Genomic DNA, 23,746 nt, shown 5'->3' with positions numbered 1-23,746 from the left:
TTTCTGGTATTTTTCCATGCTAAAATGAAACTAACTAGCAATTGAGGAGCTCATGAATACTATTTCTGTTGACCTTACATCTGACTCATATCAAATCTATGTAGGAGATTGCCTACTTTCACAAACCGGCAAGCTCATTCATTCATGCACATCAGGTTCAAAAATTATCGTTATCACTCATTCAGATTTGCAAGACCTCTACGGCGCAAAGCTTCTCGCCTCTTTAGAGACAGCCGGTTACTCTGTCACAACTGCAACAGTACCCGCAGGTGAACACGCAAAATCATTTGAGTTATATCAAAAACTGATTAATACCCTTGCAGAAAATCATTTTACGCGAGAAGACATTGTTATAGCTCTTGGCGGAGGTGTTATTGGCGACCTCGCAGGATTTGTTGCAGCTACCTACATGCGCGGCTGCTCGCTCATCCACATTCCCACCTCACTTTTGGCGATGATCGACTCCTCGATTGGTGGAAAAACCGCCATTAACCTACCATTTGGCAAAAACCTAGTTGGAGCCTTCTATAACCCGAGGGCGGTCATTGTTGACCTTGAGCTACTGAACTCCATTCCAGTATCTCTTTTGCAGGATAGCTGCGGCGAACTTATTAAATACGGTGTTCTTTCTGGACGGGAGCTCTTCAATAAAATCGCTTTGGCGAGAAACCCAATGCAGGTCATCGATGAAGCCTACAGAAAAGAACTCATTCAAGCGTGCATAGAAATAAAGAAATCAACTATTGAAACAGACTTTAAAGAAACAGGATTAAGAAAATTACTTAACCTTGGCCACACACTTGGTCATGCTGTTGAAACGCTCAGCAACTTTGAGCTTGGACATGGCTCTTGTGTTGCCGCAGGAACCGTTATGATGGCAAAGGCCTGCGCCAAACTTAATCTTTGTTCTTATGAAGATGCTGAGAGTATCGCTAAGCTTACGCAGTCTTATGCGCTTCCTACCAGCACCTTATTTGATGTAGAAGAGCTTTATAACGCAGCACTTTATGATAAGAAAAGCCACGCGGATTCAATTGATGTAGCGCTTATCTACGGTATTGGTGATGTACGCATTAAACGCAAGTCATTTGCAGAACTTAAACAACTTATTGAGCTTGCAAAGGAAGACTAACGTACAAGGCGCTCCAGCTCTTCTGTGAGTTTGCGTACCGACTGTCTCAATGCAGTCTTATCTTCAGCCAGAATATCGTTTTTGTTGAAAATGCCATTAGCGGTTCCCACATAGGAATATCCACCAGCAAATACTTCGGCAATATTCTCTGTTGTGACGCCGCCAACTGCCATAAGTGGCAAGTTTCCTAGGGGCTCACATACCTTCTTAGCATAGCTGTAGCTAACCTCATTAGCTGGAAACACTTTGACAACGTCTGCGCCAAGGGCAAATGCATGAGCAATCTCTGTTGGTGTAAACGCTCCAGGAACACTCAAGATCTCATGCTCCTTGCAGTAGTCAAACATTTCTTCAGAAAGCAGCGTTGGCGCTAAAACAAAAGTAGCACCTGCTCTGTAGGCAACCTTCAATTCTTCAAGGGTAAGTACGGTACCAGCGCCAATATTGATGTTAGAACCATATTCACTCGACAGTTTCTGAATCAACAAAGCGGCTTCTGGCGTGTTCATGGTTACTTCAACGTTATGTACAGGAGAATCAACAAGAACCTCAACTACAGCCTTAACCTGATTATATGTATAGCCACGTAAAACCTGAGTTACGGAGCTAAAAGGCTTATTCACTTGGTTCCTCCTTTGATCATCAAACAATTTTAACCATATCCATCTCTAACACTCAACTGCGGTATTCTTAAATCAAGCGATTAGTTACGGAGCGTGTGAAAAAATGGATATTTCAATAACTCCTCATGATTTGTTTGGAACGGTAGAGGCCATTTCTTCCAAATCATACGCTCATCGCGCGCTCATCTGCGCTTCGTTAGCAAACGGCACCACTAACATTACATGTCCCTACATCTCAGAGGACATTCAAGTAACTGTTGATTGTCTTAAAGCTTTGGGCACAACTATTGCTAGAACTAAACAGGGATTTAGAGTTGTCCCTGCAAAAGAGGCAAACCGTCCTCAAAATATTCAGCTTAACTGCAAAGAATCTGGTACCACGTTCAGGTTTATACTCCCCCTTCTTGGAGCGCTTAATATAAGTGCCACAATTTCTGCAGAAGGAAGACTCTTCTCAAGACCTCTTGAACCTCTTATCTCAGAGCTCTCTTCCCATGGTATGTCTTTTACTTGGTTAGACGAAAAATTCCTTGAGGTTTCTGGCCAGCTTGATGGTGGTTCGTTTGAGATGCCGGGAAATATTTCTTCCCAGTTTATTTCTGGACTCTTGCTGTCATTACCCTTATTGAATAAACCTTCAACTATCCAAATTACAGGACCCATTCAATCAAAAGACTATCTAGCTATTACTGAGCATGTTATGACAGACTTTGACATTACTACCCCGTTTGAAGTAAACAGTGCCACCTATACCATTGAGGCTCAACACTATGTCTGTCCAGGCGTTTATTCAATTGAAGGAGATTGGTCAAATGCTGCTCCTTGGCTTGTTGCGGGAGCCATTGGTCAAGGTGTAGAGGTCACAGGACTCTCCATGCAAAGTACCCAAGGAGACAAAGCTATTTTAGCCGCGCTCTCTCTTGTGGGCGCACGTGTTTCTCGCCAGCAAAAAGGTGCTGCAAGCATGATGGATCACTTAAGGCCATTTTCCATCTCTATCTCTGAAGTATGCGACCTCGCTCCGGTACTTGCTGCGCTAGCAGCGTTTATCCCTGGAACAAGCAAGCTCACTGATATTCAGCGCCTGCGTCTTAAAGAGTCCAATCGTGTTCAAAGTATCTGCACCACACTTAAAGCATTTGGTGTGACTGTTGAGCTCTCTGAAGATCAAACGGAGCTTGTTATCACTGGAGGAAAACAGCCCACGAGCTGTATCGTAGACTCATATAATGATCATCGCATTGTCATGATGTCCGCTATTTTGGCTTCGTATGCAACTGGTCCTGTTGTCATCACCCATGCCGAGGCAATCAATAAATCGTATCCACTTTTCTTTGAGCACTTTAAGCAGCTTGGTGGCATCTGTCACAGTATGGAGTCATAAATGATGACCTCAACTTTTGGGACAACAGTAAAAGTATCTATTTTTGGTGAGTCTCATGCTCCAAAAATCGGCTGCACAATTGAAGGTTTACCTGCAGGGTTTACGGTTGACTTGCATGAGCTTAAGACATTTCTTCAAAGAAGATCTCCGTCGCATCCGTGGGATACTCCGCGTAAAGAAATTGACAATCCGAAGTTCGTCTCTGGAATTTCAGCAAAGGGTATTCTGGATGGTTTCCCACTCACAGCGGAGTTGCCTAACAACAATGTTCGGCAAAAAGATTACACAGCTACAAAGCTTGTTCCACGTCCAGGACATGCCGATTTTTCTGCCTGGGCAAAATGGGGAAACTCCTACAAACAAACGGGTGGAGGACATTTTTCTGCTCGCCTCACAGCCCCTCTCTGCATTGCGGGAGGCATAGCGCTCCAGATTTTACACGCTCAGGGCATCACTATTGCAGCTCACGTGCTCAAAATAAAGAACATAAATGATACTCCTTTTAAGCTCATAGACAACTCCGTTGAAGCCAATAAGCTGCTTGCTCTCCAAATGAATCAGCTGCTACAAGCCGCTCCTCAAGAACTTCCTTTCCTCGATGCTCAGACTGGCGAGAAAACCCGTGCACTCCTCACACAACTGCGCTCCGAGAAAAATACTGTTGGTGGCATCATAGAGTGCGTAGCAACAGGAGTTCCTGCAGGCATTGGTTGCCCTCATTTTCAAGGACTTGAAAATACAATCTCCGCCGCAGTCTTTGGTGTTCCCGCTGTTAAAGCCATAGAATTTGGCAGCGGTATGAACGTTGCAAATTTACTTGGCTCTGAAAACAACGATGCCTACGAGGTACGCGACGGCTCTGTTGTACCAACCACCAATCACGCTGGAGGCATTCTGGGCGGCATCTCAACGGGCGCTCCCATCTGGTTCAGATGCGCACTTAAGCCTATATCAAGCATTGGGCTTTCTCAACATTCAGTTAACCTTCAAACTATGGAATCAGAGCAGCTTGTGGTCCAGGGCAGACATGACGTAACTGCAGTCTTACGTGCTGTGCCTTGCGTTGAGAGCGCGTTTGCACTAGCACTTCTCGACACTTTGTATTCCTGGCCCTCTGAGCAGAACGGATATCACAATGACTAATCAGCTAGAGTTGCTTCGCCAGGAAATCGATTCGATTGATGCGCAAATCTTTGACCTCTTTGAGCAAAGACTCACGGTAGCCAAACAAATTGGTGCTTACAAAAAGGAGCATGAGCTCTCTGTTCTTGATTCCTCAAGAGAGAATCACAAAAGAGACCAGGTTAAAGTCTCTGTTTCAAATGAACTTGAACCTTATGCTTTAGAGTTACTTGAGGTTTTAATGAAGGCTGCAAAAGCAGTTCAGGAGACATCTGATGAGCTTTAAAGCTGAGCAGCAAATCTCACATAACTCTACAACTCCCCTTGCCCCTTTTGGACTTATTGGCGAGAAACTCTCTCACAGCTGGTCAGCAGAAATTCATAAAAAATTAGGATCATTTCCTTACGAACTCCATGAGCTCTCCACTTCAGAGCTGAAGGCTTTCCTCAAAGACCAACCCTGGAGAGGTTTAAACGTTACCATCCCTTACAAAAAGGAAGCCTGTGCTCTTGCAGACTCAGCTTCTGAGGATGCCCGAGCTATAGGTGCTGCAAATACACTGGTAAAAGACGAGAGTGACTACATAACTGCAGACAACACTGATGTGTATGGCTTTGAATACCTTATTAAAAGCCTCAAGATCAGTTTGAACCAAAAGAAGACGCTTGTTTTAGGGGCCTTTGGCGGTGCTGGTCAGGCAATTTGCTATGCACTCAAAAAACATGGTGCGTATGTTGTGGGCGTCTCTAGAAACTCTCAAGTAAGCTCATCATTTGTTGACTGTACAATCACATATGACCTGCTTAAATTTCACTATGATGCGGTTCTTCTCGTCAACGCAACACCAGTAGGAATGTCTCCTCATGCTGGCATCTCCCCTCTTTCAAAAGAGGAACTAACTTCTTTTGCTTCTTTACAGTGCGTGATTGATCTTATCTATAATCCGCTACGCTCACAGCTTCTTTTAGATGCAGAAAGCCTTGGACTACTCAATGTAAACGGTCTAAAAATGCTGGTAGCGCAAGCAGCCAAGGCTAGCTCGCTATTTTTAGGTCAAGAAGTATCAGACCTCCAGATAGAAAAAATCTCGCAAGAGATTCATTCTTCAAAAGAGAACATTGTGCTCATTGGTATGCCCGGAGTAGGAAAGACTTCTACAGGAGAAGCACTTGCAAAGCTCTTAAATCGGCCTTGGATAGACACTGATTTTCTCATTGAACAAAAGGTCCACTGCAACGCAGCAACTTATCTACAAACATATGGTGAAGCAGCATTTAGGAGTCTAGAGCATGAAATAATTCAAGAAATTTCTAGTATGACCGGCGTGGTAATTTCTTGCGGAGGTGGCGCCGTTGTTACACCTTCAAACTACCAACTGCTTCGTCAAAATGGAAAACTTATCTATCTAACTCGTCCGCTTGAAAATCTAGCTATTGCAGGAAGACCTCTCTCACAAAGCATTGGTATACAAGAGCTTGCTAAAGAAAGGCTACCTATCTATGAAGCATGGGCAAATCTAACTTTTCCCTGTCTTGGTAGCCCCGATGCAGATGCCAAAGGGCTTCTCGCCACAGTACTTAAATAACAGGAAACGTTTACAGTTATTTTTTAACCGTTCACCGGATGAACAAAAGACTTGGTATTTTTGCACGTTAAAGCCCCTATACTTATGCCTCGTACGTTTACCTTTACTGAAACTTCAAGAAAGGTAAGCCTGTTCAAACAGATAACCATTTGATATACGACTAAGCTTGGAGAGATATCTGATGGATAGCAATGCAATTGCTCATGAAATTCTTAACGCTATTGGAGGGTCAAAAAATCTAACTCACAATGAAGTCTGCATGACGCGACTTCGTCTTTCAATTAGTGATATGACGCTTATTGACTACGAACAGTTATCCACCGCTACTGGTGTTCTTGGCATTGTTGGAAAAGGTGCTAACGGACTTGAAGTAGTTTTTGGCCCTAACCTTGTTAACCAAGTAAATAACTCCCTTGATCAGATTCTTGGAAAACCAGAGATAACTTCCTGTTCTCTGAACGAGAAACACTCCACCTCTTTACCCACACACAATGAAGAGGTAGACGACCTCATCTCGCTGCTTGCTCAGAAAAATACCATTGACCAAAACAAAGAAGACTTTGACAGCCTTACCTCTGACTTAGACACAGACGACTTCGAAGACAACTATGAGGATGACCTCGAAGCCCCTCGCCTTCTGATTATTAACGGTCCAAACATCAATATGCTGGGTATTCGTGAACCAGAAATTTACGGAAAAGCTGACTACAGAACCCTTATAGAGGCTTGTAAGACAGAAGCTCAGTCTCAAGGATTTTCTGATTGTGTCTGCTATCAATCAAATCACGAGGGCGATCTTATTGATGCAATCCAGGATGCTCTAGGAAGCTATGACGGCATCATCATCAATCCTGCGGCCTATACGCACACTTCAGTTGCTCTGCTTGATACCGCACTTGCCGTGCAGCTTCCTATGATTGAGGTTCACCTTACAGACATCTCTACTCGAGAAGACTTTAGACACATTTCTTATATAAAAGACGCCTGTTTTGCCACAGTTGCTGGTAAAGGTATTGATAGCTATAGAGAAGCAATCCAGCTGATGGCAACTCACCTCAAAGCTGAAGCATAACTTGCCGTTTGTAACTATCTAGCGAGAAATAAAAGCCTGCTGTAATGCCAAAATTGCAGCAGGCTTTTATGCACACGTAAGCACGCCTGAGTCGGTTATCACTATATCTACAGGAACATCAAATTCTGTATACGGAAGCGTTGTCTTACTCAAATTTTGCTGATAGGCCAAGCATATTTTCTTGCCAGAATACGTAGACAGAAACCGATCGTAAAATCCTGCACCATAACCCAGGCGATATCCTTTTGTATCAACAAGAAGCGTTGGAACAACACAAATCGAAGCTTCCATGTGATCTTCTTTTAAAGCAGACAGTTCTTTTGCAGGTTCAAGCAAGTTAAAAGGTGCTGCCACAAGCTGATCTAGTGACGTGATAGCTACAAACTCTAAACAATGTCCAGGCAGACAACGAGGCACCGCAATAGTCTTGCCATCACGCAATGCGCATTCAATAAGTTTCCTGGTAGAAATCTCAAATGAAACAGAAACATACGTTAAGACAGTAGCAGCGTCTGCGTATTCAGAGAGCGCAAGAAGTTTCTGAGTAATACAATCATCAAGCTCAGTTCTCTCTTGCTCAGTAAGAGCTTTTCTTGCTGCCAGACGTTCTTCTCGCAAGCGTTGTTTTTCTGTTACCACAGTATCCATTGCACCTCCCCTGTGGCTAAGAATAGCAACATTTCTGTAGACATTTTAAGAAAAACAGATACCTATCAAAAATAAATGTGACTAATTCTCAACATTTTTTATATAGCTTATTATTTAACAATTTTCTGACCTGCAGAAATGTAAGTCATTTCTAACTTGTCAAAATATTGCGTATTTCTCACTTGTTTAACACTACATATTGAGTAAAGTTAGAAGTCGCGACTAATATTTGACGCCATTTGTCCAAAGACATGCTCGCTGTCAAAATTAGTCTCAAGATTGCTATTTATAAACTGCTGAGCGGTCATGCTCCACTCATTACGCTCAGCGTGAACATGGACTCAAAAATCCATGTAAAAAGGAGTGTGTTATGCAGGAAACACCAGCACAGGAGGCTTGGGACGGCTTTGTCGGTGGTAACTGGCAAAAAGCAATTGACGTCCGAGACTTCATCCAGAGGAATTACACCCCTTACGATGGTGATGATTCCTTCCTCGCTGGTCCAACTGAAGCTACTACAAAGCTTTGGGCGGATGTTATGGATCTTTTTGCTCAAGAAACCGCAAATGGTGGCGTACTTGATATGGATACCAAGCTGGTTTCCACTATCACTTCCCACGAGGCTGGCTACATTGAGAAGCCACTTGAGCAGATTGTCGGCCTTCAAACGGACAAGCCACTTAAGCGCGCCCTTATGGTAGACGGTGGCATTCGTATGGCAATGGCTGCCTGCAAGGCATATGGATACGAGGTTGACCCAGAGATTGTTAACTTCTACACCTATCGTCGCAAGACTCACAACGCTGGCGTTTTTGATGTCTATACCGAGGAAATGCGTAAATGCCGTCACTCCCACATCATCACTGGTCTGCCTGACGCATATGGCCGTGGCCGCATCATCGGCGATTATCGTCGTGTTGCACTTTACGGCGTTGATGCTCTTATTGCAGACAAGACAAATCAGAAAAATGGCACCGGCTCCATCATGGACGAGAAGACCATTCGTCATCGCGAAGAGCTCTCTGAGCAGATTCGTGCGCTCAAAGAACTTAAGCAGCTTGGTGAGATTTACGGCTTTGATTTGGGCCGTCCTGCTGAGAACTTCAAAGAGGCTGTTCAGTGGCTCTACCTGGGTTATCTTGCCGCTGTAAAAGAGCAGAATGGCGCTGCAATGTCCATTGGTCGCAACACCACCTTCTTGGACATCTATGCAGAGCGCGATCTTGCTCGTGGTACCTTCACTGAATCTGAGATTCAGGAGATTGTTGATCACCTGGTTATGAAGCTTCGCATGGTCAAGTTTGCCCGTACCCCTGAGTACAACGAGCTCTTCTCCGGAGACCCTCAGTGGGTCACTGAGTCCATTGGTGGCATTGGCATTGATGGCCGCTCTATGGTTACCAAGTCCAGCTTCCGCTGGCTCCACACTCTTGAAAACATGGGTACCAGCCCAGAGCCTAATCTGACTGTTCTGTGGTCCACCAAGCTTCCAGTTGGCTTCAAACGCTACTGCGCAAAGATTTCTATTACCACCAGCTCCATCCAGTATGAGAACGATGATCTTATGCGCGTTTATCATGGCGATGACTACGCAATTGCTTGCTGCGTCAGCTCCATGCGCATTGGTAAAGAGATGCAGTTCTTTGGCGCTCGTGCAAACCTTGCTAAATGTCTTCTTTACGCAATCAATGGTGGTCGTGACGAGAAGACCGGCGAGCAGATTGGTCCTAAGTATCGTGCAGTTGAAGGCGAGTATCTTGATTACGACGATGTCTTCTCTAAGTATATGGACATGATGCGCTGGCTTGCAGGCGTTTACGTCAACGCTCTTAATGCAATCCACTACATGCACGATAAGTACAGCTACGAGCGCATTCAAATGGCTCTACACGATGAGCACGTTCATCGCTGGTTTGCAACAGGCATTGCAGGACTTTCTGTTGTTGCTGACTCCCTCTCTGCAATCAAGTACGCAAAGGTAAGGGTTGTCCGCGATGAGACTGGTCTTGTCACCGATTACATTATTGAGGGAAACTTCCCTAAATACGGTAACGATGATGACCGCGTTGACACTATTGCTCATGACATCGTTGAGATCTTCATGAAGATGATTCGTCAGAACCACACCTACCGCGATTCCGTTCCAACCACTTCTATCCTGACCATTACCTCTAACGTTGTGTATGGTAAAGCTACCGGCAACACCCCTGATGGTCGTCGCGCTGGTGTTCCTTTTGCTCCTGGTGCTAACCCAATGCACCGACGTGACACTTATGGCGCGGTTGCATCTCTAGCCTCCGTTGCTAAGCTTCCATTCAACGACGCACAGGACGGTATATCCAATACCTTCTCAATCATTCCTAATGCTCTTGGTAAGGGCTCTGATGTCTACTTCCACGGCAGTGAGCTTAACCTTGACCACATCGACTTCTCTGACATGAATCTTGACATTCAGATTGAGAACAAGATTGATTGCGCCTGTGAGGCAGATCCATCCGCAGCTGAAGGTGCTGAGGATCGTAAATAACAAGCCCTGGCGAGAAGATCTCTCTACACGTCTCTTCTCGCCAACAAACTCGTAAGGAGAACCACATGAAGTCAAACGAAGTAGCTTCCGAGCAGATTGATAACCTTGTAAACATGATTGATGGCTATGCTGAGGAGGGCGGTCATCACCTTAACGTTAACGTTTTTACTAAGGACACTCTTCTTGATGCTCAAGCACACCCAGAGAAGTATCCTCAGCTGACTATTCGCGTTTCTGGTTATGCTGTTAAGTTCAACTCCCTTACCAAAGAGCAGCAGGACGACGTTATTTCTCGTACCTTCCACGACGCTCTCTAAGGATTTCTTGTCCATGTCTTGTTCTGATACTCACATGGATCTCAATGACCCGCTCACAGTTTGTGGGCGGGTTCACTCTATTGAGACCTTTGGCACCGTAGATGGCCCTGGAACTCGCCTGGTTGTATTTACCCAGGGGTGTCCAATGCGTTGTGCCTATTGTCATAATCCAGATACATGGCAATTTGGTATTGGAACAGAAACATCGGTAAAAGAAATTCTTGCCACCTTTAACCGCAATAGAGCTTTTTATAGAAACGGTGGAATTACGGCTACTGGTGGCGAACCACTTGCTCAACCAGAGTTTGTTGGAGCTCTTTTTGAAGCAGCTCATAACGACCCACGTGGACGTATTCATACCTGTCTTGACTCTTCTGGCATTGCATACAATCCAGAAACTCCAGAGAAATTTGAGCGCATTCTTGATAACACGGATTTGGTGCTCCTTGATATCAAGCACTCTGATCCAAAGGGACACATAAATCTCTGTGAAGTTGGTTCAGAAAGACCACTTGCATTTGGCGATGAGCTCAACCGTAGGGGTATTAAAGTTCTTATCAGACATGTTGTAGTACCAGGTATCACTGATTCAGCAGAAGAACTTGCTGGTGTTGGTAGGATTATTGCTCACTGGGATAATGTTATTGGATTAGATGTTCTTCCTTACCACGTAATGGGCGTAAAAAAGTATGAAGAGATTGGCATTCCTTACAAGCTTTCTGATACTCCTGCTATGGATGCAAAAAAGATTCCAGAGCTGCGCAAACAAATCCTTATTGCTCGCACCCTTGAACGCAAAAAGCTTGGAATGCGGTAAACTAACTTAGTTCACGCATTAATTTACTTCAAGGAGTCACTATGCCAAACGAAGGCAGTTATGAAGCAGCTGTACGCCGTTCTGATGAAATCCAGGCGGATTTAGCTGAGCATGCAGGAAAGTACAACATGCTTACTGGTGACCGTCCTACTGGAAGACTTCACCTTGGCCATTACTTTGGCACTATTGTTGAGCGCGTAAGACTCCAAAATCTTGGTGTTCATACCAATATTATTATTGCTGACTATCAGGTTATTACAGACAGAGACACTACTGAGCATATTGCAGACAATGTCTACAATATGGTTATTGATTATCTGGCCTGCGGAATTGATCCAGAAAAGACCATGATTTTCACACATTCTGCAGTTCCAGCTCTTAATCAGCTTATGCTTCCGTTCCTCTCGCTTGTTAGTGAGTCTGAACTGCATAGAAATCCAACCGTTAAGGCAGAGCAAGAGGCATCTGGACATGCTCTCACAGGTCTTCTCCTAACCTATCCTGTTCACCAGGCATGCGACATTCTCTTCTGTAAAGGAAATGTTGTTCCTGTTGGTCGCGATCAGCTGCCTCACATTGAGATTACTTCTAAAATTGCTCGTCGCTTTAATGAGCGCTACGGAAAGGTATTCCCAGAGGTTTCTGGCCTTCTCACCTCCACCCCACTTATTCCTGGTCTTGATGGTCGCAAGATGAGCAAGTCTTACGGAAATGCTATCTCGCTTTCTATGACAGCTGAGGAAACTGCCAAGCTTATCAAGAAGTCAAAGACTGACTCCGAGCGCATGATTACCTTTGACCCAGAGAACCGTCCTGGCGTCTCAGCGCTGCTCACCACTGCTGGCATTTGTACTGGCCGTGATCCAAAAGAAATTGCTGACGAGATTGGCATGGGTGGTGGCGGAGCACTCAAGGCTTACGTCATTGATGCTGTTAACTCCTACTTTGAGCCAATTCGTCAGAGGCGCGCAGAGTTTGCAGCTCAGCCAGATCTTATTCGCGATATCCTCCACGACGGAAATGCTCGTGCAAACGTTATTGCTAATGCAACGCTTGACGAGGTTCGTGAAGCAATGGGAATGGTCTACTAAGTGTCTGAACTCACCTTACATGTAGAACGCATGAGCTATGGTCCAGACGCCATCGCTCATACATCAGAAGGCAAAACGGTCTTCATCTCTGGCGGCGCCGTCCCTGGAGATACTGTCAGCGTACAGGTTACCGAGAACTCAGATAGGTTTTCTCGCGGTCAGCTTGTAAAGGTTTTGGAGGCATCGGAATTCAGAGAGCCTCGTCCCAATCCTTTTGTGGCACTTACGGGCGCCACTCCTTGGGGCAACATTGTCTACGAGCAGCAACTTGTCGAGAAACGCAACAGTGTAGTCTCTGCTCTTGAACGCATTGGGCATTTTTCACCCGACGATGTTTCGGAACTGGTAAAAGATATTGTTTCCCCTGGCGAGCCGTGGGGATACCGCAACAAAATTGAACTTGCGTTTAAGCGTAATGGCAATAAAACACTGGTAGGAATGTATGCGCCTAACGGACAAGATATTGTTCGCATTAAAGACTGTCCGCTGTTGGATAAAAGCAACCAAAAGGCAGTCGGCGCTGTAAGCGGTGCGCTCTCCTACCTCTCAGGCTCTCACGAGCTTGATGTAGAGCGTATTGGCATCAGAGTATCTAGACGCACTAAAGAGCTTGAAGTGGCGCTCTGGACCGCTCCGAGCGGCTTCCCACGCGCGCAAGTGGCACGCGTTTTGAGTGACGCGGTAAAAGCAACAAGTGTTGTCCGCGTGATGACCAAAGGTCCCAGTAAAGCTCGCCGTGTTGTAGGTGTAGAGCGCCTGAGTGGCTCCGGCTCGTGGAGCGAGCTGATTGATGGTCAGAAGATGCAGCTTTCTGCTCCTTCTTTTTTTCAGGTCAATACCAAGGGCGCCGAGAAACTCGTTGAGCTTGTACTTTCTGGTTTGGATGTTCAACCAGATGACGAGGCAATGGATCTTTATTGTGGAGCAGGAACCTTTACGCTTCCTCTGGCAAAGCGTGCAGGATTTGTTTCTGCTGTTGAAGCTTACGGCCCAGCAGTTAGAGATCTACGCCGCAACCTTGAACTGGCCAAGCTTGATAACGTTGACGCAGTAGGCGGAGACGCAGGAAGAGAATTCCCCGATACAGATGCTGACGTTATTATTGTTGACCCTCCTCGTGCGGGACTTGCTCCTGATGTAATTCAGCAGCTTTCTAAGCAGCCTGCACGTGCTATTGCATACGTTTCTTGTGATCCTGCAACACTAGCGCGTGATCTTAAGCGCTTTGTTGAAATTGGCTCATACAAACCTGTGAGCGTCACCCCAGTAGACCTATTCCCACAGACCTTCCATGTAGAAAACGTTTGCCTGCTTAAACGAATTTAAGCTCGGAGGTTCAATGGGATATATAAATTCCATCAAAATTGCCATGCTTGTCTTTCCTGTTTTGGCACTTTTCATCACTTTGCCCTATATGATTGTCAACTATCGCAAATACGGTTCTATCAACTAACTCAAAACTAAACCCAACATTTTACGTTCCTGCTTTTAACGTTTTGATGCTCATGCCTTTTGGCATGTATCTTCATCATTATTTTAAATGCAACTTCATATGCAGGTCAGATGTGTACTTGCTACTACAAGTAATGTTCTTTCAAATTATCTACGCCTTTGTTGTTGCATAACAGCAAAGAAACGTGTAAAAAATACATTGCAATCAAGTATTCTTGAATGCAAGATAAGTATTACTCGAGTAAGGGGCTCGAGATACGGAGAGGAATGTATTATGAAGGCAACAGTTAATGAGGATTGCATCGGTTGCGGTCTCTGCGAGAGCACTGCTCCTGAGGTATTTGCAATCGGCGACGACGGTCTTGCTCACGCTATTGAGGAAGAGGTTCCTGAGGCTGCAGAGGACGCAGCACAGGAGGCTTGCGACGGCTGCCCAGTCACCGCTATTGAGCTTGACTAGTTTTTAGCTTAGCTTTTCTTTCTTAGCATGTAAGCCTGATGGGTTTCTCGCCTATCAGGCTTCTTTTTTGGGTACAGTATCAGCAAAACCACAATTGATAGGAATTTACATGATTCTTGCATCACAATCCCCTAGGCGTCTTGAGCTTATACAGTCCATGGGAATAGATCCACAGGTTATGCCTGCTGATATTGATGAAACTCGTAAAGATGACGAGAAACCCCTTGCGCTTGTAAAGCGCCTAGCTCAAGAAAAAGCCATTGCAGTATGCTATAAGCTCATGGAGCAGCCCAACTTTGAGAAGCTCAACAATGAGATTGTTCTTGCGGCAGATACTATTGTCTGGACAGTCGATGGTAAGGTTTTTGGCAAGCCTGCAGATGCTGAAGATGCAAAACGTATGCTCTCTAAGCTTTCTGGCCAGACTCACCACGTATCCACTGGTGTTGCTCTGCGACGCTTTAAGGCTTTCAAGTCCCCTTCTCCTGATGGAGCACCATCTGTTGTTGCAGTAGCGTTTGTGGAGACTACTGACGTCACGTTCTTTGAACTCTCTGAAGATGAGATTGCTGCCTACGTTGCCTCAGGTGAGCCAATGGACAAGGCTGGCGCTTACGGCATTCAGGGAAATGGCCGCTATCTAGTTCAGAGCATTCAAGGAGATTACGAGAATGTCGTGGGACTCCCCATCTCTTTACTTTCTCGAGAGCTGGTTAAATTTACCGGCAATCATGACTATCTAGAGCATGCCCTTGCGGGTCGTAAGCACTAAAGCACCTCTGTAAATAAAGAAAACCCTCGTATCATCTTGAATACGAGGGTTTTTGCTTTTTAGATATGCTCAAACATTTAGTTGAACTTAACAACCTTCTGAGCTACACGATAGCCACCAATGGTAACCGTCTTACCAATCTTACCAGGAAGGTTTGTAGCAGTGCCTACAAGACCGTAACGAGCCTTGCGGTACATCTTCTTGTCGTAAGCACGAAGCTCATCCCAGAGCTCCTCCAGTTGGTCCATAGCGTCCTCGCGGTCACTCATCTTAGAGAAAACCGAGCAGATAGCCATGATGATAGTGAAGTAACTCATCATGTACGTTTGAAGACGTGGAGATGAAACGTCGTCGTAGATGTGATATGCATGCATCATATTTCGAGCAACACGCCAGTAGTGATCCACGCGGCTTGTTAAGACTTTCTCGTTAACTGATTGATCGTCTCGACCAATGAAGTAACGATACAAATCAACGTCAACGTAATAGATAGTCTTTACCTTAGGGAATGGAACATAAGCGTAGACGTTATCCACATAGAAGGTATGTTCAGGCATCTGAATGTTTGCAGAGCGCAGAACTTCAACTCGGTACGTAATTGAGTGCATCAGAAGGTACTGAGACAGCTTGAAACGGCCAATCTCATCCCATCCAATAATCTTATTGGTGGGAATAGCATCGCGATAATCTACAAAGTTCTGAGTATTGTCCTCAACGTGCTCGTAGACATAGTTAGAAAGAACCAAGTCAACAGGATTATCAGAAGCAATAAAAGTGCGGAGCTGCTGGAGGAAAGTCTTTAAGGCATCGCCATCTACCCAGTCATCTGAATCAATGTTTTTAAAGTACACACCATCAGCGTGAGAAACAGCCTTCATAACAGCAATGCCGTGACCGCCATTCTTTTGATGAACGGCTTTAATAATGTTTGGATAACGATCCTGCCAAGCATCGGCCTTAGCGGCAGTATCATCTTTTATAGAACCATCATCAACAATAACAATCTGCACGTCATCGGCATAATCAGAACCCTCAAGAATAGACTCTATGCAGTGATCCATGTACTCCGAAGAGTTATAGCATGGAATACCAAAAGTGATTGTCTTATTCATGCAAGCTCTCCCTATGCCTGATGAGCAATAAGCTCGTCAGAGAGTTCCAGCGCAGAAGCAACAACGCCATCCATGTCGTAGTAACGATACTCAGCAAGACGACCAACTGCATGGAAGTTCAAGATGCCAGAAGTACGCTCCTTGTAAGAGCGATAGAGCTTCTGATTTTCTGGCTCAAGAATGGCGTAATAAGGGGTCTGACCACTCTCTGGAACATATGCATGTGAGTACTCACGCATGATAGTTGTTTTACCTGGAACAACCTGACCAGTCATATTCTTAAACTCAGTGATACGAGTAAAGTCCTCGCTAGTGGTGTAATTTACGGTACCAACAGGCTGGAATTGATCTTGATCAAGCGTCTCAAACTGCATATCAAGCGTACGATATGGCAGAGCACCCTGGTCGAGATTGAAAAGCTCATCCAGAGGACCGGTATAAATTACCTCACCCACAAATGGCTTCTCGCAAACACTAATGTTAGACGCACTGAGCTTCATAATGTCGCGGACATCAACATCTAAGAAGACGTCAATCAAATCATGGTCAAGCATATTCTCAAAGAGCTTAGTGTAGCCCTCTTTTGGCATACCCTGATATGTTGCGCCTGGGAAATAACGGTCATCATCGCCAACAAAAATTGGAACACGACCCGTGATGGACTTGTCAATCTGGTCTGGAGTCTTTCCCCACTGCTTCATGGTGTAATGCAGGAAAACGTTCTCGTAAACGTAATCAGCAATCTCTTCCAGATCTGGATCGTTCTTCTCGCGAAGCTCCATGATAGGAACTTTGACATTCTCACCAAACGTAAGAACCAGCTTCTGATAGAGCTTCTCGCCACGCTCTTCTCCAAAGGCAAGCTTCAAAGACTGGTGGTTAAAAGGAACGGGCATTAGCTGGCCGTTAATGTTAGCCAAAACCTTATGCTGGTAGTTAGTCCACTCAGTAAAGCGCGAGAGGAACTGGTGAACGCGGTCACTCATGGTGTGGTAGATATGCGGACCGTACTCGTGAACAAGAACACCCGCGTTATCAAGGCGATCGTAAGCGTTGCCGGCAATGTGATTTCTGCGCTCAAAGATTGCTACCTTTGAATTGCAGTTTTCTGCCATACGGCGCGCAACAACTGCACCCGCATAGCCAGCTCCAACAACAATAACATTGTAGTTGTCGGGGTTAAAACCGGCAGGAAGACCATGATTGATTGACATATAAAACCTCCATGTGCGCCTAAGTGCGCAGGATTTGTATACAAAAACTTTACCCATTTTAACACGTGACCATAAAGTGAGTTATGCGGAGCACAAAGCTCTACCGTTAGGCGTAAAATATGCAACTAGTGTGAAAATGCATTTCTTAACATTTTGTATCTGGCTTTTATACAAACTACAAGTTGAGAAGTGCAAAACTCAACAAGGTACAGATATCAAAATATGATTGGAGCATGACACATGAGCAAGTTTCTTGACCGTATGAAAGAAACCGCTAAGTCTGACGTAAAGACCATTGTTCTTCCAGAAGGCGAGGATCAGCGTACCATCGATGCTGCTAAGAAGATTGTTGCAGAGGGTATTGCAAAGGTCATTATTCTTGGCAATCCTGAGCAGATTAATGTTCCGGGCGCAACTGTAGTAGACCCTGCCACTGATGAGCGCCATGAGGCATATGCTCAGAAGTTTGCTGAACTACGTGCTCGCAAGGGCGTCACCATTGAGGAAGCTCGCAAGCAGATGAACGATGCTACCTACTTTGCAACCATGATGGTCAAGATGGGTGACGCTGATGGTCTGGTTTCTGGTGCTTGCCACTCAACTGCAAACACTTTGAGGCCTGCGCTGCAAATCATCAAGACTGCTCCTGGTACTAAACTGGTTTCTGCATTCTTTATCATGAGCACCTCTACTGGCTTTGGTGAGGATGGCACCTTGCTCTTTGCTGACTGTGGCCTCAACATTGATCCATCCGCAGAGGAACTCTCCGAGATTGCTCTTGCTTCCGCTGATTCTTGGCGCGCGTTCATGAGCGACGAGCCTCGCGTTGCTATGCTCTCCTACTCCACCATGGGCTCTGCTGGTGGCGCAACTGCCGAGAAGGTCCAGGAGGCCACAAAGCTTGCTCACGAGAAAAACGCTGAGCTTGCACTTGACGGCGACCTTCAGCTTGACGCAGCTCTTGTTCCTGAGGTTGGTAAGCTCAAGGCTCCATTCTCCAAAGTTGCTGGAAACGCTAACATCCTTGTCTTCCCCAACCTTGAGGCTGGCAACATTGGCTACAAGCTTGTTCAGCGTTTCAGTGGTGCTGATGCATACGGACCAATCCTTCAGGGTATTGCTCGTCCTGTCAACGATCTCTCCCGTGGTTGCTCTGCTGACGATATTGTTGGTGTTGTTGCAATTACTGCTGTTCAGGCTCAAATGGCAGACAATAACTAGTCTTTCTAAACTAGCGGACGGGTGCTCCTACATCATACGTTTAACTAGAAGAAGCTCTTTGCTCATTCTAACTTGATATACTAAGCCAGTCTTATAAGAGGCTGGCTTATTCTTTAGCTGGAGGCATCAATGTCTGAAATTATTTCTATTTCTAGCGACTCTCTTACCGCTTCAATTGACACCATGGGTGCACAGCTCATGAGCTTACGTAAGGGTGAGTCTGAATACCTCTGGCAGGGAGATTCCAACTGGTGGCCAAGACGTGCACCCATCCTCTTCCCCATTGTTGGTGTTCTCAAAGATGGTAAGGCAAAGTCTGCAGAGGGTACCGTTTCCCTTTCTCGCCATGGACTTGCTCGTCTCAACCAATTTGAAGTTGTCGAGAAGAGCAATTCTTCTGTAACGCTCCAGCTAAAAAGCACAGAGGAGACTCGCAAGTCTTATCCTTACAGCTTTGAGCTCAGACTGATCTTCTCGGTAGCAAACAATACGCTGACACAAACCTATGAAGTCACCAATCCTGCAAATGTTGTATTGCCGTTCACCCTTGGTGCACACCCTGCATTTAACATTCCTGTTCCGGGCGTTGAGTCAACCTCTTTAGACCAGTATTGCCTCACGTTTACGCGCTCCTGGACCAGCTATGGTCCTTCTATTACCGACGAAGGGCTTTGTGACTACGCAACTCCTCAGAGGCTTATTGTGAACTCTGATACACTTCCTCTGTCTTGGGAACTTATTGATCGCGAGAAGACCATCACGCTTGAAAATGTTCCTGATAGACGCATTGTACTGACATCCAACGTTACTGCGAATAGCATTGAAAGTGATACTGAAGACGCAATCACAAATGATGTCTACGAAACTCATGGCATTCAGATGGATTTTGAAGGCTTTGATTATCTGGGTATTTGGAGCGCAGCTCCTGGTTGTCCTTTTGTTGCCCTTGAGCCATGGTGCGGCATTGCAGATACCATTGACACCGATGGTATCTTTGAGCACAAGCCAGGTATCATAAGCCTTGAACCTAAGCAAAGCATTACTAAAACATTGAGCATCACGGTCTTCTAATGCATATCTTTATAAAAAACTCCCGCATAAAGCGGGAGTTGATAAAATTCTTCAGATTATAAGTAAAGCTTACTTACCTAGAAGCTCCTGAACGTCAAGAGCGATCATGTACTCCTCATTGGTAGGAACAATCAAAACGCGTACCTTTGAATCTGGAGCAGAGATGTCACGGATTTCACCGGAGCGAACCTTGTTCTTCTCCTCATCAATCTTGACACCCATCCACTCAAGCTCTTTAACAACGCCAAGACGCATCTCATCGGAGTTCTCACCAATACCAGCAGAAAATGCCATGGTATCAAAGCCGTGCATAGCCTGAGCCATCTCCATGATGAGCTGAGAAGTGCGATAGTAGAACATCTCAAGTGCAAGCTGGCAGTCTTTATCCCCTGCGTGAGCGCCGTCCTCAATATCACGAGAATCAGAGTGACCGGACAGAGCGAGAAGACCGGACTGTTTGTTCATCATAGTGTCAATCTCATCGATAGAGTAACCGCCAACGCGAGAGAGATAAAACACTGTAGCAGGGTCAATAGTACCGCAACGGGTGCCCATGATAAGACCATCAAGTGGAGTGAGACCCATAGTGGTCTCAAGATCGCGTCCATCCTCAATAGCGGAAAGAGAAGCACCAGAACCAAGGTGGCAGCTTACCAGCTTGTGAGTCTGACCGTTGGTAAACTCATTAGTTGCACGCCAAATATAACGGTGAGAGGTACCGTGTGCGCCGTACTTACGGACGTGATACTTATCAACAACATCGCGAGGAAGAGCATAGCGATGTGCCTTCTCTGGCATATTGAAGTGGAAGGAGGTATCACAGACGATTACATTGCCAACCTCTGGGAAAAGCTCGCGACAAATCTCAATAACGTCAGCCTCTGCGTAGTTATGAAGAGGAGCAAGTGGGGCAACCTCACGGACCTGAGCCAAGACCTTATCATCTACAACTGCAGACTCTGGGAAGTACCAACCACCCTGAACAACGCGGTGACCAATACCATCAATTGGCTTATCAATAGTCTTAAGGATGTCAAAGACATGCTTAATAGCTGTCTTGTGGTCAGGAAGAGCAACCTCAAGTTTTTGTTTCTCTCCACCAAGCTCCTCATGGCCAACAAAAGAACCTTCGATGCCAATACGCTCGCAGTTTCCCTTTGCATAAACCTCGCGAGTGTCAACGTCCAGAAGCTGATACTTAAGAGATGAGCTGCCAGCGTTAATAACCAGTACGTTCATGTAACTCCTCTTTCTGTGAAGCTGTGTAAGACTGGTTAGTCTTCTTCTCTCCTACTTCAAACAAACATAACCGCATGACATAATAAACCCCAAGATGTCTTGAGACTAAATAGACGAGCAAAAAACTTAAATATTTTTATTCTTCACCCATTGCATCATCAAGTTGCCTGCCACCCAAAACATGGAAGTGCACATGATTAATTGACTGCCCGCCATGCTCGCCGGTATTAGTTATTACGCGGAAACCAGATTCTTTGATTCCTGTTTTTTCTGTTACTGCAGCAATAGCTTTAGTGACACTTTCAAGAGTGTTAGCAGGAATACCATCAATGATGTTGTCATAATGTTTCTTAGGAACAACAAGAACATGGACAGGAGTTAGAGGATGCAAGTCATTAAAAGCTACAACATTTTCATCCTCATAAAGAAAGTCTGTAGGAATCTCTTTGTTTGCCAGCTTACAAAAAATACAATCAGACATAGCTTCTCCTCTATTCATCTAAATATGCAGTGGAGGGTGCTGCAGTTGTATCAGTAATTGCCGCCCCAGCCTGAGACTCATCAAGCAAAACTTTTACCTTTTGCTCAGCAGTATCAAGCCTACTACGCAAGTCTTTTACCAGCTCAACACCACGAGCATACAGAGCCAAAGACTCCTCAAGCTCCAAGTCAGTACCTTCAAGCTTACGAACAATCTGCTCAAGTTCAATAGAAGCATCTTTAAAAGTTAGCTCTTCAGTCTTCTTAGTATCCATATCATTCCTCTTATTTATGAAAGTTCAATGTCAGAAACAGTTGCCTTAATTGTTCCATCCCTCATTTTGACCAGCAAGGAATCTCCAACAGAGGCCTCTTTGGCCGTTTTAATAACAGATCCTCTTTCATCTTGAACGTATGCATATCCCCTTGTAAGAACTTTTAAAGGAGAAAGTGCATCTAGCCTTCCTGCAAGCGAAGACAGCAAAGCCTGATGTGGATGAAACATGGCGGCACTAGCTCTGGTAAGTCTTTGTGACTCAACAAAAAGCATCTCTTTTTTTCTTGAAAGAAGTGCAGGAAAAGCATCCATTAACCTTTGCTCAGTCTGATTGAGATCTTCTGTTCTTGTAGAAATAATATAAATAGGATCCTTCAAACAAGGACGATCAGACAACTTATCTAGCTGATATTTTTTACTTGATAAAACATTCTTCATTGCCAAGTTAGAACGCTGTTCAACAGTAATAAGACCCGTTTTATAGAACTGCAAAATCTTTCTTGTAGCGTTTCCAAGGCGAGAAATTCTGTTATTAAACGTAGTCTGTAACTCGCTAATTGCGGGAGCCACAGACTCTGCAGCAGCCGTTGGCGTTGAAGTTCTTCTATCAGAAACCATATCTGCAATTGTAGTATCTGGCTCATGTCCAATACCTGTAATAACAGGAATAGGGCATGCAGCAATAGCACGCGCTACTCCCTCATCATTGAAACACATAAGGTCTTCAAATGAGCCACCACCACGTACCAGCAAGATTGCGTCTGGACGCGTGGTTGCAGCCACCTGAAGCGCTCTGATGATAGTTGCGGGCGCATGAGTGCCCTGAACAGCACATCCGGAAACCTCAAGCTCTACAAGGGGGTTTCTACGTGCAAGCGTACGTTTAACGTCATCAATTACGCTACCAGAAAGTGACGTAACCACACCAATGCGCGTACAAAACTCTGGAATAGAGCGCTTTCTAGAAATATCAGTAAGACCTTCTTTTTCTAGCTTTTTAGCAAGCTGTGCCACCTTCTGACGGAGGTCTCCTTCTCCAGCAATCTGGATAGTGCGAGCATGAAAAGAAAGCTTGCCGCTTGAAGCGTAAATATCAAACTTTCCCTTCATCTGAATCTTCATGCCGTCTTGCAACGTAATACCACTAGCAGCATAAATCTTTGACCAAACAATAACCGACATAGAGCTAACTGGGTCTTTTACGTCAAAATAGCAATGACCAGATTTGTAGTTTGGACCTCTAAATCCAGAAACCTCTCCAACTACCGTCATAGACGGCATTGAGGCAACTTCATTTTTTGCAAAAAGCACTGCATCAGATACTGAAAGAACAGAATCTTCTTTCTCTTGAATCTGATTCATTACTAGTTCCTGTTTCTAGAAGAACCAAGTAAATACAAAAGTTGAAGCGCAGAAACCATTGCAGCAGCTACGTAAGTAAGGGCAGCAGCGATAAGCACCTTTCTAGCACCAGCGTAATCAAAACCCGCAGGGGCGTTTGCCTTCAAAAAAGCTAATCCACGCCTTGAGGCATCAATCTCTACTGGAAGTGTAACTACATGGAACAGGAAGGTAAATGCGTACAGCCATATTGCTAGCATGGTCATACCTGAAATATTTAGCCAAATACCAGCGATAAAGACATAAATCCACGATGCAGCCGCAAAATTAACAACAGGAACAAGAGCAGAACGGACGCGTGCTGGCATAAACATCTTAGCTGTCTGAACAGCATGACCTGCCTCATGGCAAGAGACAGCAAGCGAAGCTACGCTACCCTCCGAGAAGTTTGCATCAGAAAGATGTAGGCAATTATCACGTGGATCAAAGTTATCTGTGAGTTCGCCAGAAATTCTCTTAATGCCAACGTTAGCTGCTCCATTAGCATCCATCATGGCGCGAGCAACAGAAGCGCCACTAGCATTAAACCCTGAAGGAACTAAAGAATACTTTTTAAATTCATGCTTGATGTACCACTGAGTACCTAATCCGAGTACCAAAGAGACAACCACTAAAACAATGTATGGGATAAATGCACCAGAGTAATACATATTTTTTCTCCTATCTATGTTTAAAGATGAGTATACCCAACTTACCGGACAAAAACTCGGGTTTACAAGAGTAATCAC

The 23,746-nt window shown here is 45.0% G+C and carries 24 protein-coding genes; 15 read left to right on the top strand and 9 right to left on the bottom strand.

The genetic code is table 11. From position 1 onward, the window contains the following. The first annotated feature begins 52 nt into the window (after positions 1 to 52). A complete protein-coding gene (gene aroB / locus APAR_RS03415) occupies positions 53 to 1,132 on the top strand; it encodes a 3-dehydroquinate synthase (RefSeq protein ID WP_012808751.1) in 1,080 nt (359 codons plus the stop codon). On the opposite strand, the gene APAR_RS03410 is transcribed toward aroB, so the two are convergent. After that, positions 1,129 to 1,755 carry a bifunctional 4-hydroxy-2-oxoglutarate aldolase/2-dehydro-3-deoxy-phosphogluconate aldolase gene (locus APAR_RS03410; protein ID WP_012808750.1) on the bottom strand — a complete coding sequence of 209 codons (627 nt, stop codon included), beginning with the start codon at positions 1,753 to 1,755 and terminating at the stop codon, positions 1,129 to 1,131. The genes aroB and APAR_RS03410 overlap by 4 nt on opposite strands. A 103-nt stretch (positions 1,756 to 1,858) precedes the next feature. On the opposite strand from APAR_RS03410, the gene aroA reads away from it, so the two are divergent. The 5 genes from aroA to APAR_RS07240 all read left to right on the top strand — a co-directional run bounded on the left by aroA (position 1,859) and on the right by APAR_RS07240 (position 6,919). After that, entirely contained in the window at positions 1,859 to 3,139 is a 1,281-nt protein-coding gene (aroA, locus tag APAR_RS03405; protein WP_012808749.1) for a 3-phosphoshikimate 1-carboxyvinyltransferase, read from the top strand. Beyond that, complete coding sequence (gene aroC / locus APAR_RS03400; RefSeq protein ID WP_012808748.1) at positions 3,140 to 4,282, top strand: chorismate synthase; 1,143 nt, start codon at positions 3,140 to 3,142, stop codon at positions 4,280 to 4,282. It abuts the gene before it with no gap. Next, a complete protein-coding gene (locus APAR_RS03395) occupies positions 4,275 to 4,547 on the top strand; it encodes a chorismate mutase (RefSeq protein ID WP_012808747.1) in 273 nt (90 codons plus the stop codon). Before aroC ends, APAR_RS03395 begins: the two co-directional genes overlap by 8 nt. Further along, a complete protein-coding gene (locus tag APAR_RS03390) occupies positions 4,537 to 5,847 on the top strand; it encodes a shikimate kinase (protein WP_012808746.1) in 1,311 nt (436 codons plus the stop codon). The genes APAR_RS03395 and APAR_RS03390 overlap by 11 nt, the downstream gene beginning before the upstream one ends. A gap of 181 nt (positions 5,848 to 6,028) precedes the next feature. Next, positions 6,029 to 6,919 carry a type II 3-dehydroquinate dehydratase gene (locus APAR_RS07240; RefSeq protein WP_012808745.1) on the top strand — a complete coding sequence of 297 codons (891 nt, stop codon included), beginning with the start codon at positions 6,029 to 6,031 and terminating at the stop codon, positions 6,917 to 6,919. A gap of 66 nt (positions 6,920 to 6,985) precedes the next feature. Here the strand turns inward: APAR_RS07240 and APAR_RS03380 are convergent, their stop codons facing one another. Then, positions 6,986 to 7,567 carry a 5-formyltetrahydrofolate cyclo-ligase gene (locus APAR_RS03380; protein WP_012808744.1) on the bottom strand — a complete coding sequence of 194 codons (582 nt, stop codon included), beginning with the start codon at positions 7,565 to 7,567 and terminating at the stop codon, positions 6,986 to 6,988. Positions 7,568 to 7,937: 370 nt separating this feature from the next. Here APAR_RS03380 and pflB point away from each other — a divergent pair, with 370 nt between their 5' ends. The 7 genes from pflB to APAR_RS03345 all read left to right on the top strand — a co-directional run bounded on the left by pflB (position 7,938) and on the right by APAR_RS03345 (position 15,003). Beyond that, the gene (pflB, locus tag APAR_RS03375; RefSeq protein WP_012808742.1) at positions 7,938 to 10,094 is read left to right on the top strand and encodes a formate C-acetyltransferase; all 2,157 of its coding nucleotides are present in this window, start codon (positions 7,938 to 7,940) and stop codon (positions 10,092 to 10,094) included. 65 nt (positions 10,095 to 10,159) lie between these two features. Next, positions 10,160 to 10,411 (top strand): autonomous glycyl radical cofactor GrcA3, encoded by a 252-nt coding sequence (gene grcA3, locus APAR_RS03370; protein ID WP_012808741.1) that lies wholly within the window; start codon positions 10,160 to 10,162, stop codon positions 10,409 to 10,411. Between the two features lie 13 nt (positions 10,412 to 10,424). Further along, the gene (gene pflA / locus APAR_RS03365) at positions 10,425 to 11,228 is read left to right on the top strand and encodes a pyruvate formate-lyase-activating protein (protein ID WP_049754779.1); all 804 of its coding nucleotides are present in this window, start codon (positions 10,425 to 10,427) and stop codon (positions 11,226 to 11,228) included. 41 nt (positions 11,229 to 11,269) lie between these two features. Continuing rightward, positions 11,270 to 12,319, top strand: a complete 1,050-nt coding sequence (gene trpS / locus APAR_RS03360) for a tryptophan--tRNA ligase (RefSeq protein WP_012808739.1) — start codon at positions 11,270 to 11,272, stop codon at positions 12,317 to 12,319. After that, positions 12,320 to 13,645: a 23S rRNA (uracil(1939)-C(5))-methyltransferase RlmD gene (gene rlmD / locus APAR_RS03355; protein WP_012808738.1), complete on the top strand. Its 1,326-nt coding sequence runs from the start codon at positions 12,320 to 12,322 to the stop codon at positions 13,643 to 13,645. It abuts the gene before it with no gap. A gap of 400 nt (positions 13,646 to 14,045) precedes the next feature. Further along, positions 14,046 to 14,231 (top strand): ferredoxin, encoded by a 186-nt coding sequence (locus tag APAR_RS03350; RefSeq protein WP_012808737.1) that lies wholly within the window; start codon positions 14,046 to 14,048, stop codon positions 14,229 to 14,231. 109 nt (positions 14,232 to 14,340) lie between these two features. Beyond that, the gene (locus APAR_RS03345; protein ID WP_012808736.1) at positions 14,341 to 15,003 is read left to right on the top strand and encodes a Maf family protein; all 663 of its coding nucleotides are present in this window, start codon (positions 14,341 to 14,343) and stop codon (positions 15,001 to 15,003) included. Between the two features lie 77 nt (positions 15,004 to 15,080). Here the strand turns inward: APAR_RS03345 and APAR_RS03340 are convergent, their stop codons facing one another. Continuing rightward, positions 15,081 to 16,115 carry a glycosyltransferase family 2 protein gene (locus APAR_RS03340; protein WP_012808735.1) on the bottom strand — a complete coding sequence of 345 codons (1,035 nt, stop codon included), beginning with the start codon at positions 16,113 to 16,115 and terminating at the stop codon, positions 15,081 to 15,083. Positions 16,116 to 16,126: 11 nt separating this feature from the next. After that, positions 16,127 to 17,329: a UDP-galactopyranose mutase gene (gene glf, locus APAR_RS03335; protein ID WP_012808734.1), complete on the bottom strand. Its 1,203-nt coding sequence runs from the start codon at positions 17,327 to 17,329 to the stop codon at positions 16,127 to 16,129. Positions 17,330 to 17,569: 240 nt separating this feature from the next. Between glf and pta the strand changes: the two genes are divergently transcribed. Both pta and APAR_RS03325 read left to right on the top strand, forming a co-directional pair. Beyond that, positions 17,570 to 18,550 carry a phosphate acetyltransferase gene (gene pta, locus APAR_RS03330; protein ID WP_012808733.1) on the top strand — a complete coding sequence of 327 codons (981 nt, stop codon included), beginning with the start codon at positions 17,570 to 17,572 and terminating at the stop codon, positions 18,548 to 18,550. Between the two features lie 129 nt (positions 18,551 to 18,679). Then, positions 18,680 to 19,621: an aldose 1-epimerase family protein gene (locus APAR_RS03325; RefSeq protein ID WP_012808732.1), complete on the top strand. Its 942-nt coding sequence runs from the start codon at positions 18,680 to 18,682 to the stop codon at positions 19,619 to 19,621. Between the two features lie 69 nt (positions 19,622 to 19,690). Here APAR_RS03325 and APAR_RS03320 read toward each other — a convergent pair whose 3' ends face one another. The 5 genes from APAR_RS03320 to APAR_RS03300 all read right to left on the bottom strand — a co-directional run bounded on the left by APAR_RS03320 (position 19,691) and on the right by APAR_RS03300 (position 23,668). Beyond that, complete coding sequence (locus APAR_RS03320) at positions 19,691 to 20,860, bottom strand: acetate/propionate family kinase (RefSeq protein ID WP_012808731.1); 1,170 nt, start codon at positions 20,858 to 20,860, stop codon at positions 19,691 to 19,693. Positions 20,861 to 20,996: 136 nt separating this feature from the next. Next, positions 20,997 to 21,341 (bottom strand): HIT domain-containing protein, encoded by a 345-nt coding sequence (locus APAR_RS03315; RefSeq protein WP_012808730.1) that lies wholly within the window; start codon positions 21,339 to 21,341, stop codon positions 20,997 to 20,999. A 10-nt stretch (positions 21,342 to 21,351) separates the two neighbouring features. Continuing rightward, the gene (gene xseB, locus APAR_RS03310; protein ID WP_012808729.1) at positions 21,352 to 21,615 is read right to left on the bottom strand and encodes an exodeoxyribonuclease VII small subunit; all 264 of its coding nucleotides are present in this window, start codon (positions 21,613 to 21,615) and stop codon (positions 21,352 to 21,354) included. Positions 21,616 to 21,629: 14 nt separating this feature from the next. Then, positions 21,630 to 22,979, bottom strand: coding sequence for an exodeoxyribonuclease VII large subunit (gene xseA / locus APAR_RS03305; RefSeq protein WP_012808728.1), 1,350 nt, complete (start codon positions 22,977 to 22,979; stop codon positions 21,630 to 21,632). 2 nt (positions 22,980 to 22,981) lie between these two features. Continuing rightward, positions 22,982 to 23,668: a zinc metallopeptidase gene (locus APAR_RS03300; protein ID WP_012808727.1), complete on the bottom strand. Its 687-nt coding sequence runs from the start codon at positions 23,666 to 23,668 to the stop codon at positions 22,982 to 22,984. Positions 23,669 to 23,746 lie beyond the last annotated feature (78 nt).

The sequence above is a fragment of the Lancefieldella parvula DSM 20469 genome (assembly GCF_000024225.1).
Lineage (GTDB): Bacteria > Actinomycetota > Coriobacteriia > Coriobacteriales > Atopobiaceae > Lancefieldella > Lancefieldella parvula.
The sequence above is the reverse complement of the archived record's forward strand: the minus strand, read 5'-3'. Positions and strand labels throughout refer to the sequence as shown.